The following is a 22,864-nucleotide window of genomic DNA, read 5'->3' on the forward strand; positions in this document are numbered from 1 at the left end:
TTAAAATAAATGTTTTGGAGCTACAAAATTACGATAAAGATCAACTTATAAAAGAGGTAGAAAGATTACGTTTAGCTATCTATCAAAAAAAGTACCTTCTAAAGAACTCAAGAAGTTTCGAGAGTACTAAATTCTTAGAAGAAGGTATTGATTTGAGCATGGAATTTACCGAAGATGGTAAAATTCTGAAAACGAATAAAAACTGGCGTAAAACTCTTGGGTATTCCACAATTGATCTTAAACACATTTTCATTCGAGATATAATATATTCCGATGACTGGCATAAATTTAAGGAAGCTTGCTCTAATGCAAAAGCAAGTAAAGTTCAAGAATTATTAGAAGTCAGACTTAGCTCTAAAAACAATGATAAAATCTACGTTACTGGTATTATTCTGATAAGTATAAACAGTCAAAATTTTATCGCTAACTTCCAAGATATTACTGATCAAATACATGCTCAAAAAGCACAAAACCTGTTTTATGAGATTACAAATCTTACTTTAAAGAGTACGGATTTAGATGGGCTTTTTAGAGGTATCCATGATAAGCTGAATGAGGCAATGGATGCAAAAAACTTCTTCATAGCCCAATTTAAATTTGATCAACAAGAATTATATTTTCCTTACATAAATGATGAGATAATTTCTGGTGCTCCAAGATCCATGATATTCAAATACAAAAAGGGGCTTTGTGAGTACATATACCATCAGAAGAAATCTGTTTTACTAAAGGAGTCAGAAATCATGGATTTGATTTTACAAGGCAAAATCCACCAGTACGGTACTATTCCTAAGGTTTTTATGGGGGTTCCGTTTCAAACTGAAAAAGGAATTCCAGGAGTTATTGGTGTTCAAAGTTATAATGATGAAAACGCTTTTAAAAACAGAGACCTTAAGCTTTTAAACTTCATATCGAATCAAGTTTTGCTTTCCGTTGAACGCAAATTCATTGAAGAAAAAATTAGCAATCAAGCGGCTCGTTTGCAATCAATATTTAATAGTAGCAATCATATTATATGGTCAATAGATAAGGACTATTTACTCACCTCATTTAATGAGAACTTTGAGTATGAATTTTTGAAATATTTCAATTTTAAACCTAAAGTTGATATTGATTTGAGAGGAAAAGCTATATCGGAGTTTTTCTCTAAAGATGCCTTTAAATTTTGGGGACAAAAATTTGAAAATTGTTTAGATGGAAATGCTTTGAATTTTGAAATTGAATTTCAAAACCCATTAGATAACTCAACAGTATGGAAAGAAATATTCCTCAACCCAATTTATACTGAAGGTGGAGAAATCACAGGACTATCTGGAATTGCCCATGATATTACAGAAAAGAAAATTAATGCCTTAAATATTCAAAAAAGTGAATGGCGATTTAGAAATATATTCGAATCTTTTCAGGATATTTATTTTAACTGTAGATTCAACGGTGAAATTATATTAATTAGTCCGTCTGTTAAAGAGAATATTGGCTACGAACAAGATGAAGTGACTGGTAACAATATCACGAATTATTATTTATACACTAAAAAAACCAAGGATTTACTTAAAAAACTGGTTTCAAGAAGAAGAGTTCAAAACTTTGAGGCCACGCTCATTACTAGGGATGGACGATTAATAAACTGTATTTGTAACGTCCGATTGGTGCGCGATAAAGATAGCAGAGAAGTTACCATAGAAGGTGTAGCCCGTGACATTACCAAACTTAAGCAAGCCAATAGAGAATTATTACATGCTAAAAATGTGGCCGAAAACTCCTTAAAGGTAAAAGAGCAATTTCTTGCTAATATGAGTCATGAGATCAGAACCCCTATGAATGGAGTAATAGGAATGGTGGATCTTTTATCACAAACTCAGTTAAATCCTGAGCAGCAAAATTTTGTTCAAACCATTAAACGCTCATCCGAAACGCTATTAACTATATTAAATGATATACTTGATTTAAGTAAAATAGAAGCAGGTAAGATGAAAATTCAACCTCATGTTTCTGAGGTGAAAAGTGTTTTTGAAAAAGCTTTAAATCTATTCAGCCAACAGGCAAAAAGCAAAGCAATCGACTTAAATTTCAAAATAGATAATGATGTTCCTACCTACCTAAAAATTGATGAAACAAGAATCATCCAAATCGTATCGAATTTAACTTCTAATGCTTTAAAATTCACTGAAAAAGGTGGAAAAGTGTTGCTTCATATATCAAAGGAAATTAAAGAAGACTTATATCGCATAGCCGTAGAAGATACTGGAATTGGTATTTCTGAGAATGATCAACATCACTTATTTAAGTTATTCACTCAAGTTGATAATTCGAGCACAAAAGCCTATAGTGGGACTGGATTAGGTTTAGCCATTTCAAAGCAACTAAGTAGTTTAATGGGTGGCCAAATAGGGGTAAGTTCTGAGCCAGATGAAGGTAGCGTTTTCTGGTTCACACTAATTGGTGAACAACCTACTCAAGATGAAATTGAAGAATTCAATAAGAACAAAAAGAAATTAGCAGAACCTAAGGAATTCCACATTAGCAATGAAAACCCGCCACATATTTTAATTGTGGATGACAATACGATAAATCGCCAAGTTGCGAGTCAAATATTATTAAAATCAGGATTTAAAACAGATCTTGCCTTTAGTGGAGCTGCTGCAATTGAAAAGGTTAGTCAAAATGATTATGATTTAATCTTGATGGATATTCAAATGCCCACCATGGATGGGGTTACAGCTACTCAAGAAATCAGAAAACTCAATAAAAACATACCTCCTATTATTGCTATGACGGCTTATTCCATGAAAGAAGACCGTCAGAAGTTTTTAGATAAAGGAATGGATGATTACTTATCCAAACCCATTGTTTCTAATCTATTATTGGAAGTAATTCAAAAAAATCTTCCTGAACATAAAAAAAGTGCGAGGAATATCAGTAAAAGCTCAACTGCTCAACCTGCAAAGCATAATCTCGAATCAGAATTAATCGATAAAACCACTTTAAAACAATTAAGCAAATACGCTGATAAACCGACTATAAAATCGTTCTTTGAAGAGTTTGAAATTGAAGCAAAAAGTTTGATATTGGAAAGTATTAATGCTGAAAAAACTTCAGATTTAGATAAAATCAAAAGTAATTTACATACTTTAAAAGGAAACGCAGGAACGCTGGGAATTCGATCATTAGAAAATCAAGCAAAAAAGATAGAGGAAAATTTAAAAAATCAAAAAACTGAAAAGCTTATAAAAGACTTGAATCATTTATTAGATAATTTTAATAAATTTACAGACAATTACCAGTCAATATTGAAGTAAAATGGCAGAAAACAAAAAAGTACTTATAGCAGAAGATAGTTCAGTAATACAGAACTTGACCAAAAAGATTTTAATGATGCAAAACTATAGCATTCATTCAGCTAAAAATGGAGAGCAGGTTTTAAAAGCATTAGAAAAAGAATCTTTCGATATCATTTTAATGGATATCAACATGCCTAAAATGGATGGCATGGAATGCACAAGAGCTATAAGAGCATTAGATGATGAACAAAAATCATCTATTCCGATTATTGCCATTACCGGTAATGCGAAAAATTATACTAATGAAGAATTTAAAGAAGCTGGCATAAACGAATACTTGCAAAAGCCTTTAAACTTTGATCAATTAGTTGAAACTGTAAAAAAGTTAACCAACTAATTTTCTTTTAATTTCAGCATCTGAAAACATTTTACTTTAATTATCATTACTAAATAGTGATGATATAATTTAAAATAATCATTATGCAGATAAAATACACTAAATCATTCCTCAACAAATTGGAAGACGTATTCGCAGAATCAGAATATGTATTACGGTATGAAAAAGGAAATTTCAAATCAGGATATTGTGTATTAAAAGATCAGGGTATTGTAATCATAAATAAATTCTTCGATACGGAAGGAAAAATCAACTGCTTAGTAGATATCTTAAAAAATGTAGAATTAGATACCAAAACACTAAGCGATAAAAACAAATCATTCTTTTTAGAACTTCAACAAACCGAATTGGCACTTTGAAGGTAACATTTCTAGGAACAGGCACATCTCAAGGAGTACCCGTAATAGCATGCGACTGTGAAGTTTGCAGCTCTTTGGATTATAGAGATAATAGAACTAGAACTAGCATCCATCTAGAAATAGAAGGGAAAAGTATTGTGATTGATACAGGTCCTGATTTTCGGGAACAAATGCTAAGGGAAAGAATCAATCATTTGGATGCTGTGATTTATACACATGAGCATAAAGATCATACAGCAGGCTTGGATGATGTGAGATCCTACAACTTTAAGCAGGATATGGATATGCCAGTATATGGTAGAAAATCTGTGCTAGAACAAATACAAAGGGAGTTTGCTTACATTTTTGCAGCCAATAAATATCCAGGGATACCAAAAGTTGAACTGAACGAAATAGAAAATAAGCCATTCAAAATTGATGAGATAGAGATTACTCCTATCAATGTGCTACATTATAAACTACCAGTTTTTGGTTATCGATTTGGTGATTTCACGTACATCACCGATGTAAACCATATTCCTGAGGAAGAAAAACATAAAATTAGAGGGAGTAAAGTATTAGTATTAAGCGCTTTACAAAAATTCTCTCATCTATCACATTTCAATTTGGAACAAGCCATGGAGGTAGTTAAAGAATTAGAAATTCCTCAAGCTTATTTTATTCATATGGGACATAAAATGGGCCTTCATCGAGATATTGAAGAAGAACTTCCTGAGGGTATGAATTTAGCCTATGATGGACTACAAATAGAAATTTAAGATGCATAATAACTATTATGTATTCAGGCAATTATCTCAAGAATTAGAGAGCAAGATTTTAGGCTTTGAACTATTAGAATGTTTTAGCCAGAGTAAAGATGAATTAATTTTAGGATTTGGGCTTCAAAAAGAAGAATTCTACATCAAAGCTTCTTTAAAACCTGAGTTTTCATGTTTAAGCTTTCCTAATCAATTCGCAAGGACTAAAAGCAATAGTATTGATTTATTCACCGAGTATATAAATCAAAAAGTAACTTCAATTCAACAATATGAAAATGAAAGATGCTTTACTATTCATTTTGAAAATGATTTGAGTATACTGTTTAAAATGCATGGTAATCGATCCAATATTATTGGTTACAAAAATCAAAAAGCTACAAAACTATTCAGAAATAGTTTCCCTCAAGATATTGAATTAGAATTAGACTCTCTAGATCGTACTTTAGATCAATCTAAAGAAGCCTTTTTTAAATATGATGGAAATTATCAAAAGCTATTCCCAACATTCGGTAAGCTTATCAAGCAATATTTTAAAAGCATACATCTTCAGGAAAAAACCTTAGAAGAACAATGGGAAATCATTTCAATCTTAGCTGAAGATATAAGCTCTCCTAAGAGCTTTTACACTATTATTTGGAATGAAGAAATTCACTTTTCATTAATTCCTATTGGAGAAGTCATTAAAGAAGAAAAAAGTTGTTTAGAGGGAATTACTCAGTTTTTCTACACCTATGCCAAAGAAAACTTTATTAGGAAAGAGAAAAAAAGACTTAGCAAACAGCTTGAAAAACAAAGAAACCAAACCATCAATTACATCAAGAAATCTAATCAAAAGCTAGAAGAAGTAATTGAGAAACCAGGTTACAACCAATTAGCCGATATTTTAATGGCAAATATGCATCAAATCCCTCCACACGCTAAGGAAGTTGATTTGATGAATTTCTATACTAACGAAATGGTAAAAATACCTTTAAAGTCAAATTTGAGTCCGCAGAAGAATGCTGAAAATTTGTATAGAAAATCAAAAAACCAAAAGATTGAATTACAACAATTAGAAGCTTCTATCAAGCAAAAAGAGCAGGAATTAGAGGAAATAGAGCACAAACTTGCTGAAGTAAACAATACAGAAGATATAAAATCTCTTAAAAAGTTAATTAAGCAAAACCCTAAACAGGAACGAGCACAGGTAGAATTAAAAGTACCTTATAAAAAATTTGAATACGGTGGCTTCATTATTTTAGTTGGAAAAGGTGCTAGAGAGAATGATGAGCTTACGCTTAAATATGCAAAAAAGAATGATTTATGGTTACATGCAAAAGATGTAACTGGCTCACATGTCGTATTAAAACAACAAAGTAATAAACCGTTTCCACAAGATGTAATCGAGCATGCAGCACAGGCAGCAGCCTTTTATTCAAAACGTAAATCAGACAGTTTGAGCCCCGTAATCGTGACGCCTAAAAAGTATGTCCGCAAACCTAAGGGATTACCTCCAGGCATGGTTCATGTAGATAAAGAAGATACTATTTTGGTAAAACCAGAAGCATGGTGGATCGCTAGCAATCCCTCTTGATTTTATAAAATTCTCAGCTTCGCAAAAGTTAAAAGCAATGTCTTCTCCCCAAAGTTTTCAAATTCAATAGTTGCTTTTCTGTTTGCACCTTGAATATCCATCTTTTTCACCTCTCCAAAACCAAATTTTGGATGCTCTACTCGCATTCCAGTATCCAAGTCTTTAGTATCACTTGGAGCAAAATCAGGTGAAGGAGTATGAAGCTTTTTACCAGGTGGGACCGCTTTTCTCTCTGTCTTTCGTTGTGCCACAAGGTTTTTAGCATAAATGCTATTGGAAGTACCATTGTTTAAAGCTCCCATAGGTTCAGATCTATTAAACTTCCTATCTACTTTAATGAAAGCTGGGTCTATTTCTTCAATAAACCTGCTTGGTTCACAATTCTTAAGTCTACCAAACCTATAACGAGTAAGGGCATAACTTAAAGTTACTTTTTCCATGGCTCTAGTTATAGCTACATAAAAAAGCCTTCTCTCCTCTTCTAAATCCGCTCTACTGTTTAGCATCATTTGAGAGGGGAATAAATCCTCCTCAAGTCCTACTATGTAAACATGCTTAAACTCTAATCCTTTAGCAGAGTGAATCGTCATAAGGTTTACATAATCGGTATTTTCAACATCCTCATTATCAGCATCTGTCAATAAAGCCACATCAGCAATAAAAGCTTCTAAAGATTTATCTTCTTGTTGCTCATCATCAACAAACTCTTTAATCGCATTTAGTAATTCCTGAACGTTTTCATATCGGTTGAGTCCTTCAATAGTTTTATCATCATAAAGCTCTTTTAATAACCCACTTTGCTTTGCAATAAAAGCTGCAGTTTCATAGGCATCTGCCTGATCTAATCTTATTTTGAAAGACTTGATCATAGTCACGAAATTATCAACCGCATTAGCCGCTCTGCTTGGCAATACTCTTTGACTTTTCTGCAATACTTCCCAAATCCCCAAATCATTTTCAAAGGCAGTTACCACCAATTTATCAACTGAAGAAGCTCCTATACCTCTTTTAGGTAAGTTGATTATTCTCCTAAAGGATTGCTCATCATTATGATTTATGGTAAACCTTAGATAAGCTAATAAGTCCTTGATTTCTTTACGTTGATAGAATGACAGCCCACCAAAAATGCGATATGGAATATTGCTTTTCCTAAGCGCTTCCTCCATCGCACGAGACTGGCTATTGGTTCTATAAAGAATTGCAAAATCCTTATTCTCTAACTTTTTATTATTCTTATCTTCAAAAATTGAAGAAGCCACTAATCGTCCTTCTTCATTATCTGATGTAGACTTAATAAGATGTATTAATTCACCATCATCATTTTGAGTCCAAACATTCTTTTTTAGCTGAGCAGAATTCTTTAGAATTACGGAATTAGCAGCATTTACTATATTTTGAGTACTTCTATAATTTTGCTCTAACTTAATTACTCTTAAATCAGGATAATCCTTCTCAAAATTTAATATGTTTTGAATATTAGCCCCTCTAAATGCGTAAATACTTTGCGCATCATCACCTACTACACAAATATTTTGATGAACTGCTGATAAGCGTTTTGTTATTAGATACTGAGAGATATTAGTATCCTGAAACTCATCTATCATCACATATTTAAAGCGCTGCTGGTATTTATTTAAAACATCTAAATGATCTCTAAACAAAACATTGGTATTAAATAACAAGTCATCAAAATCCATTGCACCAGAACGGAAACAACGCTGAACATATTCTTTATAGATAGCGCCCATTTTCGGCTTTTGGGCTTGTTCATCATCCGAAATGTAAACTGGATTATTGATATAATTTTGCCAAGAAACAAGATTGTTTTTAGCCCCGGAAATTCGGTTGTATACCACATTTTGTTTGTACACCTTATCATCAAGCCCCATTTCTCTTACAATGGTTCTGATCAGAGATTTAGAATCTTCAGTGTCGTAGATAGTAAAGTTACTTGGGTAACCTAATTTATCTGCCTCAGCTCTTAGAATTCTAGCAAATACAGAGTGAAAGGTTCCCATCCATAAATTTCTTGCATCAGTGCCTACAACTCGCTCAATTCTTTCACGCATTTCTTTAGCCGCTTTATTAGTAAAAGTTAAAGCTAAAATGCTGAAAGGATCTACATTTTTAGAAGTGATTAAATGAGCAATTCTATAGGTAAGTACTCTTGTTTTTCCAGAACCTGCACCAGCGATAATCATCGTTGGCCCCTCTAAATTCTCAACGCCTTCTCTCTGTGGGGGATTTAAATGACTTAAATAATCCATACAGCAAATTTATAATCTAATTGCCATTTGCCATTAGAAAGTAGGTGGAAATATTAAAGAAAGTTTAATTAACCTAAATCTTTATGATTTCATTCATATTGAAGAGTAAAATTATTCATAATCAATCTTCAATCTTACATGATGTAGAATCCTCACTCATCGGAACAATTGCTTTAATTTAGATTTATTTAATATATTAGTTTAAACATATAAATTTTTGAAAAAATTATATCAATACAATTTATTCTTACTGTGGTTCAAAAAACCAAAAACTGAGGAAAAATTCAACTTAAGCTGTTTTAAAGAAGACCTTTATTCCTTGCGCTTTGTTATAATTCTGGGAACAGCACTAAGTATCATATTTATATTTGTTGATATCATCCGTTATGAACCAGATTTCATTTCCATTTTATTCAGAGGTGGGATGGGAATTGTTTTATTGATGCTTGGAGGTCTTACGTTTTTATTCAAACCTGAAAGATACAAGCTCACTCAGTATATGGGAATATTGATCGCTCTTTTCGTGTCTTCTTTATTCTTTTTACACTATCATTTTAACGATGATCCTGCTTTTGATATTTTCTTGTCCAACATATTAATGGTTCTTATTTTTATTATTTCAACCATAATGGGAATGAGATTTAGATATGCCTTATTGGTGAATTCGATCAACTTTTTAGGCTATATCCTATATATAGAGAATTTTAATTATTCCATGATTGCGGAAAGACAAATATCGCAGCTTTTTGTTGTGTACATGGTAGGTATTTTAGCTTCATACATTTTGGAACGCCAAAAAATGTTATCCTTCATTAATAAGAATGAATTAGATCTTGAAGTTAAAAAAGTAGAATCCCTCAATACTGTTAAAAACAAACTATTTTCTATCATTAGTCATGATTTGAGGGCGCCTATAGTATCATTAAAAGGGATATTAAATTTATACCAAAGTAATTCACTCACTGAGAATGAATTTAAATCGATTACTAAAGATTTAGAAGAAAATTTAAATAATTCCTCCATTTTATTAGACAATTTATTAGCATGGTCAAAAAGTCAGCTTCAAGGCTTAGAAATTAAAAAAACTGAGATTAATCTATTTAAGAAGTTTGAGAACTTAAAGAAACTGTTCAAAAATCAACTTAAATCAAAAAACTTATTCATTAGTATTGACATTAATGAAAATGACAAAGTTTTTGCTGACCGGGAAACTATTCAAATTGCCTTTAGAAATATTATATCCAATGCTATAAAATTCACTCCACATGGAGGTGAAATCACAGTAAAGTCAAAGCCAGAAGCTGAAGACAAAATATCTATTTGCATAAAAGACACAGGGATGGGGATGAGCCCTAAGAAGTTGAAAAACCTTTTTCACATCAATAATGAAACATTAATTGGCACTTCAGATGCCAGTGGAGCAGGAATAGGATTATTATTAGTAAAAGAATTTATAGAATTGAATGATGGTGAAGTTTCAGTAGAAAGCACCTTAGGAGAAGGCACTAAATTTAAAATAGTATTACCACTCCTTAAGTTATAACTATGCCTTTCATTAGAAGCTTTTTAATAAAAGCAAAAAGAATCTCAAAATCATTAAGCTTCTATTAGAGTCAATTCCACGAAATCAATTAATTTTGTAATATGATATTAGTAGGAAATACTGTCATCTCTGATGACATTAAAGAAAAGAACTTCGTTTGTAATATTGAGAAATGCAAGGGTGCTTGTTGTGTAGAAGGTGATTTAGGAGCACCTCTAACGGATGAGGAATTACCCATCATGAAAAAAATATATCCTAAGGTAAAACCTTACCTATCAAAAGAAGGCATTAAAGCCATTGAAGAACAAGGAGAATACATTGAAGACTGGGAAGGGGATTACAGCACTACTACTATAAATGAAAAAGAATGTGCCTATGCTATCTATGATGAAAAGGGAATTTTAAAATGTGGAATTGAGCAAGCCTACAACGATGGTGAAATTGATTTTATCAAGCCAGTTTCTTGTCATTTATATCCTATTCGTATTACAAAATACGATGATTATGATGCTCTAAATTATGACAGATGGCACATATGTGATCCAGCTTGTGAATTAGGTGATAAGCTAGGAACTCCAATCTATAAATTCACTAAGGACGCCCTTATTAGAAATTACAGTAAAGAGTGGTATGAAGAATTAGTTAGAGAAATCGAGTCTGATAATGCGTAATGTATCATCAGAAAACTAGGCAATTACTTAGCTAAATTTGGTAAAACAACCGTGAACTTTGTCCCTTCTTTTGGAATAGATTCAACCTTTATCTCACCTTTCATTTTCTGAAGAGTTTCTTTCACAATGTAAAGACCAATTCCTGTACCCTTACTGTGATTTGATGCTCTATAAAACATATCAAATATCTTATCGAGGTATTGTTCCTCAATTCCTAAGCCATTATCAGATATCTCTATGACAGCCCTCTTTTTATCAGCCTTGATTTTAATATTCACATATGAATTAAACAAATAAGGATTATAGTATCGAATTGCATTTGATACTAAATTATTAAAAATGACTTTCAACCTTCTTTTATCAGAATAAAAGTCAACATCACACTGTACCTCAATTTTTCGCTCAATTTTACTAAAATTATCTAGGTATTGATAGTTGTCAAAAGTATCCTGAACTAACTCCTCAAAATTGAGAAGCTCTGGCTTTATTTTCTGTCTTGCATTTCTTGATAAGTCAACAATATCACGAATGAAGTCATCTAACTTATCAATACTTTTATCCGCTAGTTGCAGATAATGAGCTAATTGATCTTTATTTGATTCGGTCTTCGCTAAGTTAATTAATCCCTTTACCGAACTAAGCGGTGCTTTTAAATCGTGAGAAGCACTGTAAACAAAGCTATCCAATTCAGTATTCAGCTTTTTCAACTCCCGGTTCTGCCTTTTTAACTTTTCCTGTACATTCTTTAAAGCGGTAACATCACGAATGGCTCCGTCAAAGTATCTTACCCCGTTTTCATCTTCACTGACCATACTGCTTAATAGCCCGGTAAATACTTCACCATTCTTTTTCCTGAACTGGACTTCAATATTGGTCATTTCTTTTGACTCTATTAAAAGCTTTCCTAGTCTTTCTCGATCCTCCGGGTTTGCATAAATATTTTGAAGTTGGTTATTCTCATATAACTCTTCTTTTGATTCGAAACCAAACATTTTTACAAAAGCTTGATTTATAAAAATCAATCCTTTTTCGTGTGAACTTCTATAAATGGCTTCTGAAATATTTTTATTAACAGAGGCAATTATTCTTTCGTTGCTTTTAATTTTTTCTTCTGCCTCAAAGCTTTCTGTAATGTCTTTTGTAAGACAAGCCACACCAAATATCTTTTCATTTAATACTACAGGGAAGATTTTTGAATCTACTACCTTTACAATCTGCTCTCCGTCTCTATAAAAATCTATATAGCTTTCTTCCTTACCATCCAGAGCCTTACTAATTCTTTCATATGTTTTATCATAAGTCTCTTTTAGCTCCTTGTAATCAAGTACATTCATCCCAATTTCAGGAGTAATACCATACATTGTTTTTAAATGATGATAAAACTTATTATTAAAAGCCATTAGGTTAAAGTCAGCATCCACCATCCAAATAATTGAGTCTAAACTATCAAATATTGACCTTAGACTTGCTTCTTGATGCATGACTTCACCTACTTGAAATTTCAACTTATTATAAAATTCATCTTGCAGGCTAGTATGTTCTTTATGTAGCTCTTTAAAATCAAAAATAATCGAGTTTAGCAATCCACTAATTGCTTTTAACTCTTCACCTCCTTTAGGCTCTATATATTGCGTTTTCTCTTTCTCCCAAGCTAAATTGCTAATGGATTGTACTAAATCACTAATTTCAGGCGTACTTGAATTTTCTTTTGATTTTCTTAGCCTTCTAACTTCTGCAATTAATTCTTCCTTAGAAAGACTTTCTAAATCATCATCCTTTACAGTGCTTCGAAAACCTTCTAAAACATATTTAACTGCTTCTTTTGGTTCATTTACCCGAGTTATGCCCTCTACATGTTCTGGCTTGTGAAGTTCATACATATCAATAATTAGCTTACCTATACCTTGATTTATAAAAAGAATGTCCGACCAATATTTTCTAAGTGATAAGTTAAAATAATTCACTTCCTTTCTTGTTGAAGAAGGTATATTGCTTAATTGAGTAGTATCTAAAATAATACTTAATTTTTGACCATTGCCCAAACCAGACGCTTGATGTAAATTTTTAAAGAATTGCTGAGATTTATCACCATCAGTTTCACCAATAGGCATTACATACAGTATTTTATTCTCTATAAGGAGATAAAAACACTTATAATTGGCATATCTGGTTATGTTTAAATCATCTAATAACTGGTATTGATACTTTTGATTATTCAAAAGCCCAGTTATTTCATTAAGATATTCGGTATTCAACCCTGTTAATATTTAAAATATTTTGAATATTTTAAAATTAACTAAAATTAATATTATAAAATGCTCTCTTTATAAGTTTTATATATGATGTAGGATAAACCAAAAATCTATGATTATACTGTATTAAAAACGGAGTGTAGTTATTGAAATAATTAAGAAACAAAAAAGCCCAATTCATAAATTAATTGGGCTTTTGATATTTTGAATGTTTACTAATTCTGAAAACCTCTTAACTTAATTTCGGTTAATTTTCGCTTTGTATCCATTGGAAAATCGCCTTTCATCATCCAATCATAATAGCCAGACTCCTTTTTCAATACATTTTCAACCGCTTGACCTTTATGCTTTCCAAAATTGAATACTTCTATACCATCATCATTAAACACAAATCGACCCGCCAGATCAACCATATTATCATTCGTTATTTGATGTAAGGTTTCTACATTATTCTCAATTGTGCCCAAAACCTTACCTTTTAAGTCTTTCAAACTTTCACCTTCATATCTTTTAATCTGCGCATCTAAAACCTCCAAAGTAGCTAGAGTATCCGCTTCTGCAGAGTGAGCATTTACTAATTCTTTATCACAATAAAATTTATAGGCTGCTGACAAAGTTCTCTTTTCCATCATATGGAAGATTTTTTGAGCATCTAGTAGCTTTCGCTTCGAGATATCAAAGTCAACGTCTGCTCGCAAAAATTCTTCTACCAATACTGGAACATCAAATTTCAATATGTTAAAGCCTGCTAAATCACACCCATGAAGAAATGATGATAACTCTTTAGCTACTTGCTTAAATGTGGGCTTTTCTTTCACATCTTTATCATAAATTCCATGAATTAGACTACTTTCTACTGGAATTGGCCTTTCAGGATTTACCTTATCAGTATTTTTAATGGTTGAACCATCAGGCATTACTTTAACGAACGAGTATTCTACGATCCTATCATTCACAACATTTGTACCTGTAGTCTCTAAATCGAATATTACGAGTGGATTTTTAAGCTTTAAAAACATAAATAAATTTAAAAAATTAAATGGGTGTAAAGATGGTTTTTCAAATGGATATTTAAGAAACTATTTCTTTTGCTAACTGCTCAAGATCTAATTGGCCAAAATGGCCAGAACTTAAAAAAGCAAAAGTTGACGCTTTTCCTTTTTGAGCTAATATAGCTTCTTTCAATTTTTCATCATCATTGAAAAATCTCAATTCAGAATCATTAAATGCATTTTTGAGTAAATCTTCATTTATGTCTGCGCCTCCATCAATTTTTAGATTATCAGGATTAATATATAAAAAAGAAATATCTGAATGCTTTAGAGAATCTTTATACTCCTTTAGAAAGTCTTTATCAAGACTACTAAAAGTATGAAGCTCATAAGCAACACACAATTTCTTGTCAGGAAATTGATAATTTAATGCATTTACAGTTGCTCTTAGTTTTGAAGGTGCATGTGCATAATCCTTATATACTTTTACTTCAGAGGTTTCAGCAATTAATTCAAGTCTATTTTTAGCTCCTTTAAATGACTTTATGGCCTCATAAAATTTATCAGAAGGCACACCTAAAATTGAACATACTTCTTGCGCTGCTTTAATATTTTGAAGATTGTGTTTTCCAAAAACAGCTACTTCCACTTTACCATGATCATTTGTTTTCAAAAAGGTTTTCCCGTTGACTACTTCAGCATCATGCGCTGCATAAGCCACCTTACGTACATCTTCTCTATCTTTAGCCCCTACAATATTTGCTAAGTTATCTTCTTCACAATAAACAAGAGATCCAGCTTTAGGAGTTTTATCGGCAAAAAGATCAAACTGTTTTGTATAATCTTCAAGATTAGGAAATACATTTTTATGGTCCCATTTAATCCCTGAAATCACTCCTATATGATGATCATATTTTAAAAACTTAGGAGTAAGGTCTAGTTTTGATGATAAATACTCATCACCTTCTATAATGATGATGGGGGCATCAGAAAGCTGAACTGTTAAATCAAAACCTTCCAATTCAGCCCCAACCAAATAATCAAATGGCTTCCCGATAGATTTTAGAACATGCATAATCATGGCAGTAATGGTACTCTTTCCATGACTACCGCCTACTACAATTCTTTGTTTATTGCTAGAAACTTCCCTGATGAATTCTGGAAACGAATAGATTTTTAATCCTAACTCTTTAGCTTTCTTTAATTCAGGATTATCTTCCTTAGCATGCATTCCCAAAATCACTGCATCTAAATCAGAATTAATACAACTATCATCCCAACCAATAGAAGGAGTTAAACCAGCAGCTTTTAATTTACCTTTTGCAGGTTCGTAAATTTCATCATCAGAACCTGTAACATGAATATTTTTTTTATGAAGGGCAATAGCTAAATTATGCATCACACTTCCACCTATTGCTATAAAATGTATTTTATTTATTTGATCTAAATTCATTTGGTTTTTGTTAGTTAGTCAAAAATAGAATAAAGTTTAGCGCGTGGCAAATTATCTTTTATTTTTAGCTGTTGATAAGCTGTTGATAAGTTGTCGGAAACTTGGTCGGTTTTCGTTAAAGATAACGAAAATAATAATTTAGTTTTGTTAGCTTTTGAAATTTCAAAATTAAGTAGGGGAACATATGGAACAAAGGAAATCATCCGCATTGAGAATTGGTCAGAAAAACAAAAAAGTCGATTTAAGCGACAATATGGGCAAAATACCACCTCAAGCGGTTGAATTAGAAGAGGTTGTTTTGGGAGCATTAATGCTTGAAAAAGATGCATTAACGAATGTTATTGATATTTTAAAACCAGAAAGCTTCTACAGAGAAGCACATGAAGAAATATATAAAGCCATTATCCAACTTTTCAACAATTCGGAACCAGTTGACCTTATGACGGTTACGAATCAGTTAAGAAAAAACGGGAAATTAGAATTAGTTGGCGGTTCATATTATATCACATCCTTAACATCTAGAGTTAACTCAGCTGCCAATATTGAGTACCATGCAAGAATCATTGCAGAACAAGCAATTAAAAGACAACTGATTAAAATTTCAAGAGAAATTCAGGAGGATGCTTATGAAGACACTACTGATGTTTTTGATTTATTAGACAAAACAGAACAAGAACTTTTTGATGTAACCAACTCAAACATCAAAAAGAATTATGCTGACATGTCCTCTTTAATGAAACAAGCCTTTGTTGAGTTAGAAGAGCGTAAAAATCATACTGATGGATTAACGGGTGTACCAACTGGTTTTTCTGCATTAGATAGAGTTACGTCTGGCTGGCAAAAATCAGATATGGTGATTATTGCAGCCCGACCTGGTATGGGTAAAACAGCATTCGTGGTTTCTGCATTGAGAAATGCAGCTGTTGATTTCAAGCAGCCTGTTGCGATTTTCTCACTAGAGATGAGTTCAGTACAGCTGGTTAACAGATTGATATCGGCAGAAGCAGAATTGGATTCAGAAAAAATCAAAAAGGGAGATTTGAAGGATTATGAATGGCAGCAGCTAGTACATAAAACTGCTGCATTAACAGAAGCCCCTATCTTCATTGATGACACTCCTGCCCTTTCGATATTAGAATTACGAGCAAAGTGTAGAAGGTTAAAACAGCAGCATGATATTCAATTAGTGGTAATTGATTATTTGCAGTTAATGTCAGGTGATAGCACAAAATCAGGAGGTGGATCAGGAAACCGTGAGCAGGAAATCGCTTCTATATCAAGGGCATTGAAGAATATTGCAAAAGAATTGAATGTACCAGTAATTGCCCTTTCTCAGTTAAGTCGTGCTGTTGAAACACGGGGTGGAGATAAAAGACCTCAACTTTCCGATTTGAGGGAGTCAGGATCAATTGAGCAAGATGCCGATATGGTAATGTTCCTTTACCGACCGGAATATTATGGAATAACTGAAGATGAAAACGGCATGCCAACCTCAAATGTAGGTGAAGTTATTATAGCCAAGCACAGAAATGGTTCTTTAGAAACCGTACCTCTGAAATTTATCGGTAGATTTACCAAATTCTCTGACTTGGATGCACCCGGCACAGGAGGAGAAGCGGTTCCGTATGGAACTACATTCCCATCTCAAGCAGGTGTACCTTCTGATTTTGACACCCCTAGTGCAGTAACTATGCCTAGTAAGGCTACCGGTAATGATACTTCTCAGGATTCTGACGAAGCTCCATTTTAAGGTAATTATTCATATTTAGCTTTGGTATTATGTATTTGTCCAATTAGATTTAAATTTTACTAAGCTACTATCTAAAAATCTCGGATTAATGAAAGCACTTGTAATAGCAGATAATCACAAATTAGAATTTAGAGAAAAAGAAACTCCTGCATTAAAAGAAAACCAAGTACTTATTAAAATTCAGGCAGTCGCCCTTAATCATAGAGATCAATTTATAAGAGAAGGCAAATACCCTGGAATAAAAATTGGAACTACTTTAGGTTCTGATGCATGCGGACGGGTTATTGAAACAGGAGAAAAAGTTGATGAAGTATGGAAAGGAATGGATGTATTAATCAATCCTAATGTGGGATGGGGTGAAAACCCTAACGTACAAGCTCCAGATTACCATATATTAGGAACCCCAACCGATGGCTTGTTCTGTGAATATGTGGCTATAGATGTTAATAAAATAGCTGAAAAACCTACACACCTTGATGCTGAGATCGCAGCAGCATTACCTTTAGGCGGTATGACAGCCTACAGAGCATTATTTCATCATGGGAAATGTGAAGCAGGAAGTAAAGTTTTAATTTCTGGTGTTGGCGGTGGTGTAGCTCAATTTGCTTTTCAATTTGCCTTAGCAAAAGGGGCTGAAGTCTTCGTAACTTCAAGTGATGAAAATAAAAGATCTAAAGCCATAGAACTTGGTGCATCAGCAGCATTTAATTACAAAGATGAGAATTGGACAAAAGAAGCAAAAGAGAAATCAGGAGGTTTTGATATAGTGATTGACAGTGCAGTTGGAGATGGTTTGAATGACCTTATTAAATTAATGAACCCAGCAGGACGGATCGTTTTTTATGGGGCTACCAATGGGAAGCCAAAAGATATAGATGTTTTCAGAATGTTTTGGAACCAGATAACCCTTCAGGGAAGCACAATGGCTAATGATGATGAATTCAAAGCTATGCTTACTTTTGTCAAGAAAAACAGAATTGAACCTATAATTGATTCCATTAGACCTTTTGAAAATATAGTAGAAGCCTTCGATAAAATGAAAGAAGGTAAACAGTTTGGGAAATTAGTAGCTAAATTTTAACAACACTCCTAAACTCTATCATTTACTGCTTCAATAACATTGTTATTGTTTTTTAACCATCATTTATTGATATTACACAATGATAGAATGGATGGAGTTCATTTATGATTATTTCTCTCGAGCATTTTGGAATATCTCTTATCGATACTTCATAACTGCCAGCATAGCTTTTGTTAGCTTTTATATCATATTCAGAAAGTTAGTTGCAAGTCGAAAAATTCAAGATAAGTTTCCAAAATTGAATGACTACGGACGTGATATTGGATATTCAACACTTACCATTTTCATTTTTACAGTAATTGCAGTTCTCAGCTTAAAAACCTTTGCAGAATACTCTTTGATTTACGATTCCATTTCGGATATGCCAAAATGGTACTATTTCACTTCTTTAGGCCTAATGTTTATCCTTCATGATTTCTATTTTTATTGGATGCATAGAATTATGCACCACCCAAAATTATATAGATACATTCACAAAGTTCACCACACCTCTACAAACCCTTCACCTTGGACAGCTTATGCTTTTCATCCCTTAGAGGCAATTATTGAAGCAGGTATTATTACTTTAATCGCTTTTACAATTCCAGCTCATAGAAGTGCAATTGCTATATTTTTCATTTTTCAGATAATTTATAACGTATATGGACATACCGGCTATGAATTGTGGCCAAAAAACTTCCACAAGACTTGGATCGGGAGATTCGTAAATACCTCGGTAGCCCATAATATGCATCATAAAAAATTTCATGGAAACTACGGATTATATACACTACTTTGGGATAGAGTTTTCGGTACAATCCGAAAGGATTATAACACTGATTATGAGAACCTTTTTCTTAAAAACAAACATCAAAATCAGTGATTTCTTAACGAATCAATAAGTTCCTTTTTATTCATTTTAGATCGCCCTTCGATTCCTACTTTTTGAGCCTGATCTTTTAATTCATCAACTGTCCATTCCTCATATGCAGCAGACTTCCCTCCTTTTTTACCAGAATCAGGGGTATTTGCTATTCGAGCAGCCTTCTCTTTACTCATACCTTTATCTCGTAAAGCTTCGTATTGTTCTTCGTTTTTTATGCTTGGTATATTATCTTTTCCCATTTTTTATAAAAGCTTTTTTTATTTAACCGTTTATAAGAGTGAAGGTTACTATAAAGAATGAAGATTATATTCGAATAGTATAGGATTAATAATCAAATACTTTCTTTATCCAAATACTCTTCCCCTGACATTACAGGGTCTAAATTTTCTAATTCTTCCATGGTAAAAATTCTAGAACGAATTAAAAACCGAACTCCCATAGGAATTTCTAAAGAAAAGCTTGAGCCTCTTCCTTCTGTTACATCCAGGGTTAAATGGGTATGCTTCCAGTATTCAAACTGATCTTTGCTCATAAAGAAATCACAACCATATACTTGACCTAACCAGATATCACCTCCCCCCACTTTAAAATCACCTTTTTCAAAACACATAGGAGAAGAACCATCACAGCATCCTCCACTCTGATGAAACATTAATTCTCCAAAGCGATCTCTTAATTCATCTATTGTTTCTATTGCTCTGTCAGTAATTGATACTCTTTCCATAATTTACTGCTGTTCTAGTATTGAAAAACCTGTCAGGTTTTCTAAAATTTAGATGATAAAAATGACCTAATTTTGTAGTGATCAAGTAGTTTAAACCTGACAGGTTTATTTTCTTAATGATAGTATAAAAGAATAGGTTGTAAATGAATCTCCTTACTTAAAACCTATAACTTTCTACTTAAAAGAATCTACTAAAAGAATCCTAATTTATTTTTATCATATGAGATCAACATATTCTTAGTCTGGCGATAGTGATTCAACATCATTTTATGCGTTTCTCTACCAAATCCAGATTTTTTATAGCCTCCGAATGGAGCATGCGCTGGATAAGCGTGGTAACAATTTACCCATACACGACCCGCTTTAATCGCTCTAGGTACTTGATATAACTCATGAGCATCTCTACTCCATAATCCCGCACCTAATCCATACATAGTATCATTTGCTATTTCAATAGCTTCATCTACATCTTTAAATGTAGTTGCTGATGTAACAGGGCCAAAGATTTCTTCCTGGAATACTCTCATCTTATTATGGCCTTTAAAAATAGTAGGTTCAATATAATAACCATTTTCTAAGCCTGAGTTTAAACCTGCTTTCACTCCTCCACATAATACTTCAGCACCTTCTTGTTTACCAATTTCAAGGTAAGATAATATTTTCTCAAATTGATCATTCGAAGCTTGAGCACCCATCATGGTATCTTCAGCAAGCGGATGTCCCATTTTAATTGCTTTAGTTCTTTCAACCACTCTTTTTAAGAAGTCATCGGCAATATCCTCATGGACCAAGATTCGGGAAGGACAAGTACAAACCTCTCCTTGATTAAGAGCAAACATTACGGCTCCTTCTATCGCTTTATCCAAAAACTCGTCATCCTTATCCATGACAGATTTCATGAATACATTAGGAGATTTACCCCCTAATTCCATCGTCACTGGTATCAAGTTTTCAGAAGCATACTGCATAATCAATCTACCTGTAGTGGTTTCACCCGTAAAAGCTACCTTAGCAACTCTATCAGATTGTGCTAAAGGCTTACCAGCTTCGGGTCCAAAACCTGTCACTACATTTAATACTCCAGCAGGGACAACATCTTTTATTAACTCCATTAAAACCATAATGGAAGTTGGAGTTTGCTCAGCAGGTTTCACTACCGTGCAGCAACCTGCTGCTAGTGCAGGTGCAATTTTCCAAGTTGCCATTAACAGAGGGAAGTTCCAAGGAATAATTTGTCCTACTACACCTAAAGGTTCTTGTAAGTTAATACTTACGGTATGTTCATCATGCTCGGACATGGTACTTTCATCCGCTCTAATTGCCCCAGCAAAATAACGGAAGTGATCTACGCAAAGTGGTAAATCTGCCGCTCTTGTTTCTCTTAATGCCTTACCATTATCAATAGTCTCAACTCGCGCAAGCATTTCTAGATTCTCTTCAATAATATCAGCAATTTTTAGTAAAACGTTAGCCCTCGCAGCAGCAGGAGTTTTTGACCAGGTTTCAAAAGCCTTGTGAGCCGCATCTAAAGCCAAATTTATATCTTCTTTTGTTCCTCTTGCAGCCTTTGTAAAAGGCTTTCCATCAACAGGGCTGATATTGTCAAAGTATTCTCCTTTGGTTGGTTTCACCCATTCTCCTCCAATAAAGTGTTCGTACTGCGCCTTGAAAGTTGGACGCTCCACTGTTTTGTGAGTCATTTCTAATGTTTCCATAGTATATAGTTTTAATTTTTATATACTCTCAATATGCATTATTATATTCCTAATTATTTTGTTATGAGTATCAATCATTTTGCTATGAATCTAATTTTCAGAATTAATTAAAATTTACTAAATTGAAAGACTGTGAAAACAAGTGAATAATTGAGTAAATCACTGATTTATAACAGTATAAATATGGAATAGACTACAATTAAATTACTAAGATAAATTATGAATGATTTAATAAAACCTTATCAAATACCTCTTAAAACTGAGAATTCATTATTTACTTTAGTAGAAAACAGAACAGCTTACACTTATGATAGCTGTGAACTCAATGTATTTGAGACCCATCAAAAAGCAGAGGATGTGAAATTGGTATTCAATGATTTTGTTTTCACTTCCATGTTGAGAGGAAAAAAAATAATGCACTTAGAAAACAAAGAGTCATTTGAATATTTACCTGGTGAATCTGTTATAGTAGGCCCAAACGAAATCATGGAAATTGATTTTCCTGAAGCTAAAGAAGATCAACCGACACAATGCATAGCTCTGGCTATTTCACAACATCTAATTGACTTCACTTTAGAAATGTTAAATGAAAAACACCCTAAAGTTTTAGATCAAGAAAAGTGGGAAATTGACCCTAGTGTTCACCATATAATTAATAATCAAGAATTAATTAATACAGTCAATAGAATTATTAAGATTTCAAAATCTGAAAACAGCGTTACTAAAGATTTATATATAGATCTGGCAATGAAAGAAATGATTATTAGGTTGATGCAAACCCAGGCTCGTCATGTTTTTACTTCCTCTATTCAGACTTTATCAAATCATCATCCTTTGGCCTACGCTATTGAAATTATACAAAGTAAAATCACCGAAAAAATAGATTTCGATAAATTAGCTAATGCTGCATGCATGAGTAGAGCATCATTCTTTAAAAAATTTAAAGAAACTTTTGGTTACACTCCAGGTCAATATGTATTATCTGAAAGGATTAAATTAGCAAAACAATGGTTAAAAAAATCAAATTGCAGTATAACCGAAGCTTGTTTTAATTCAGGTTTTGAAAACCTATCGCACTTTACTAGTACTTTCAAAAAAGAAACTGGTTTATCTCCATCTTCTTTTCAAAAACAGTTTAGATTACATGCCAATTAAGATTTAGTTCTTTTGATTTAAGATTATT

General features: G+C 32.8%; 18 protein-coding genes. 11 read left to right on the forward strand and 7 right to left on the reverse strand.

The window, feature by feature from the left end:
• Positions 1 to 14 precede the first annotated feature (14 nt).
• The 5 genes from QYS47_RS12470 (at position 15) to QYS47_RS12490 (ending at position 6,368) form a co-directional block, all read left to right on the forward strand.
• Entirely contained in the window at positions 15 to 3,299 is a 3,285-nt protein-coding gene (locus QYS47_RS12470) for a PAS domain S-box protein (RefSeq protein ID WP_322346503.1), read from the forward strand.
• Between the two features lies 1 nt (position 3,300).
• Positions 3,301 to 3,678 (forward strand): response regulator, encoded by a 378-nt coding sequence (locus tag QYS47_RS12475; protein WP_302101246.1) that lies wholly within the window; start codon positions 3,301 to 3,303, stop codon positions 3,676 to 3,678.
• An 83-nt stretch (positions 3,679 to 3,761) separates the two neighbouring features.
• Positions 3,762 to 4,037 (forward strand): hypothetical protein, encoded by a 276-nt coding sequence (locus tag QYS47_RS12480; RefSeq protein ID WP_308356334.1) that lies wholly within the window; start codon positions 3,762 to 3,764, stop codon positions 4,035 to 4,037.
• Positions 4,034 to 4,795 (forward strand): MBL fold metallo-hydrolase, encoded by a 762-nt coding sequence (locus tag QYS47_RS12485; RefSeq protein ID WP_302124360.1) that lies wholly within the window; start codon positions 4,034 to 4,036, stop codon positions 4,793 to 4,795. Before QYS47_RS12480 ends, QYS47_RS12485 begins: the two co-directional genes overlap by 4 nt.
• A gap of 1 nt (position 4,796) precedes the next feature.
• On the forward strand, positions 4,797 to 6,368 hold the full coding sequence (locus QYS47_RS12490) for an NFACT RNA binding domain-containing protein (protein ID WP_322346506.1): 1,572 nt from the start codon (positions 4,797 to 4,799) through the stop codon (positions 6,366 to 6,368).
• Positions 6,369 to 6,370: 2 nt separating this feature from the next.
• Here the strand turns inward: QYS47_RS12490 and QYS47_RS12495 are convergent, their stop codons facing one another.
• On the reverse strand, positions 6,371 to 8,635 hold the full coding sequence (locus QYS47_RS12495) for an ATP-dependent helicase (RefSeq protein ID WP_322346507.1): 2,265 nt from the start codon (positions 8,633 to 8,635) through the stop codon (positions 6,371 to 6,373).
• 217 nt (positions 8,636 to 8,852) lie between these two features.
• Here QYS47_RS12495 and QYS47_RS12500 point away from each other — a divergent pair, with 217 nt between their 5' ends.
• On the forward strand, positions 8,853 to 10,178 hold the full coding sequence (locus QYS47_RS12500) for a sensor histidine kinase (protein WP_322346508.1): 1,326 nt from the start codon (positions 8,853 to 8,855) through the stop codon (positions 10,176 to 10,178).
• Positions 10,179 to 10,279: 101 nt separating this feature from the next.
• Positions 10,280 to 10,849, forward strand: coding sequence for a DUF3109 family protein (locus QYS47_RS12505; RefSeq protein ID WP_302124355.1), 570 nt, complete (start codon positions 10,280 to 10,282; stop codon positions 10,847 to 10,849).
• Between the two features lie 23 nt (positions 10,850 to 10,872).
• Here QYS47_RS12505 and QYS47_RS12510 read toward each other — a convergent pair whose 3' ends face one another.
• The 3 genes from QYS47_RS12510 to QYS47_RS12520 all read right to left on the reverse strand — a co-directional run bounded on the left by QYS47_RS12510 (position 10,873) and on the right by QYS47_RS12520 (position 15,546).
• Positions 10,873 to 13,104 (reverse strand): PAS domain-containing sensor histidine kinase, encoded by a 2,232-nt coding sequence (locus tag QYS47_RS12510; RefSeq protein WP_322346511.1) that lies wholly within the window; start codon positions 13,102 to 13,104, stop codon positions 10,873 to 10,875.
• A gap of 212 nt (positions 13,105 to 13,316) precedes the next feature.
• A complete protein-coding gene (locus QYS47_RS12515) occupies positions 13,317 to 14,120 on the reverse strand; it encodes a 3'-5' exonuclease (protein WP_302101253.1) in 804 nt (267 codons plus the stop codon).
• A 52-nt stretch (positions 14,121 to 14,172) separates the two neighbouring features.
• The gene (locus QYS47_RS12520) at positions 14,173 to 15,546 is read right to left on the reverse strand and encodes a UDP-N-acetylmuramate--L-alanine ligase (RefSeq protein ID WP_322346514.1); all 1,374 of its coding nucleotides are present in this window, start codon (positions 15,544 to 15,546) and stop codon (positions 14,173 to 14,175) included.
• Positions 15,547 to 15,730: 184 nt separating this feature from the next.
• On the opposite strand from QYS47_RS12520, the gene dnaB reads away from it, so the two are divergent.
• From dnaB to QYS47_RS12535, 3 genes are all read left to right on the forward strand, one after another.
• On the forward strand, positions 15,731 to 17,296 hold the full coding sequence (dnaB, locus tag QYS47_RS12525) for a replicative DNA helicase (RefSeq protein WP_322346516.1): 1,566 nt from the start codon (positions 15,731 to 15,733) through the stop codon (positions 17,294 to 17,296).
• Between the two features lie 88 nt (positions 17,297 to 17,384).
• On the forward strand, positions 17,385 to 18,377 hold the full coding sequence (locus QYS47_RS12530; RefSeq protein ID WP_308356327.1) for a quinone oxidoreductase family protein: 993 nt from the start codon (positions 17,385 to 17,387) through the stop codon (positions 18,375 to 18,377).
• A 79-nt stretch (positions 18,378 to 18,456) separates the two neighbouring features.
• Entirely contained in the window at positions 18,457 to 19,239 is a 783-nt protein-coding gene (locus QYS47_RS12535) for a sterol desaturase family protein (protein WP_322346519.1), read from the forward strand.
• On the opposite strand, the gene QYS47_RS12540 is transcribed toward QYS47_RS12535, so the two are convergent.
• The 3 genes from QYS47_RS12540 to QYS47_RS12550 form a co-directional block, all read right to left on the reverse strand.
• Positions 19,233 to 19,481 carry a DUF7218 family protein gene (locus QYS47_RS12540; RefSeq protein WP_302101254.1) on the reverse strand — a complete coding sequence of 83 codons (249 nt, stop codon included), beginning with the start codon at positions 19,479 to 19,481 and terminating at the stop codon, positions 19,233 to 19,235. The genes QYS47_RS12535 and QYS47_RS12540 overlap by 7 nt on opposite strands.
• 92 nt (positions 19,482 to 19,573) lie before the next feature.
• On the reverse strand, positions 19,574 to 19,966 hold the full coding sequence (locus QYS47_RS12545; protein WP_322346522.1) for a DUF779 domain-containing protein: 393 nt from the start codon (positions 19,964 to 19,966) through the stop codon (positions 19,574 to 19,576).
• 191 nt (positions 19,967 to 20,157) lie between these two features.
• Positions 20,158 to 21,681 (reverse strand): aldehyde dehydrogenase family protein, encoded by a 1,524-nt coding sequence (locus QYS47_RS12550; RefSeq protein ID WP_322346524.1) that lies wholly within the window; start codon positions 21,679 to 21,681, stop codon positions 20,158 to 20,160.
• A gap of 219 nt (positions 21,682 to 21,900) precedes the next feature.
• On the opposite strand from QYS47_RS12550, the gene QYS47_RS12555 reads away from it, so the two are divergent.
• The gene (locus QYS47_RS12555) at positions 21,901 to 22,836 is read left to right on the forward strand and encodes an AraC family transcriptional regulator (RefSeq protein WP_302124348.1); all 936 of its coding nucleotides are present in this window, start codon (positions 21,901 to 21,903) and stop codon (positions 22,834 to 22,836) included.
• Positions 22,837 to 22,864: the final 28 nt, after the last annotated feature.

The sequence above is a fragment of the Marivirga arenosa genome (assembly GCF_030503875.2).
Lineage (GTDB): Bacteria > Bacteroidota > Bacteroidia > Cytophagales > Cyclobacteriaceae > Marivirga > Marivirga arenosa.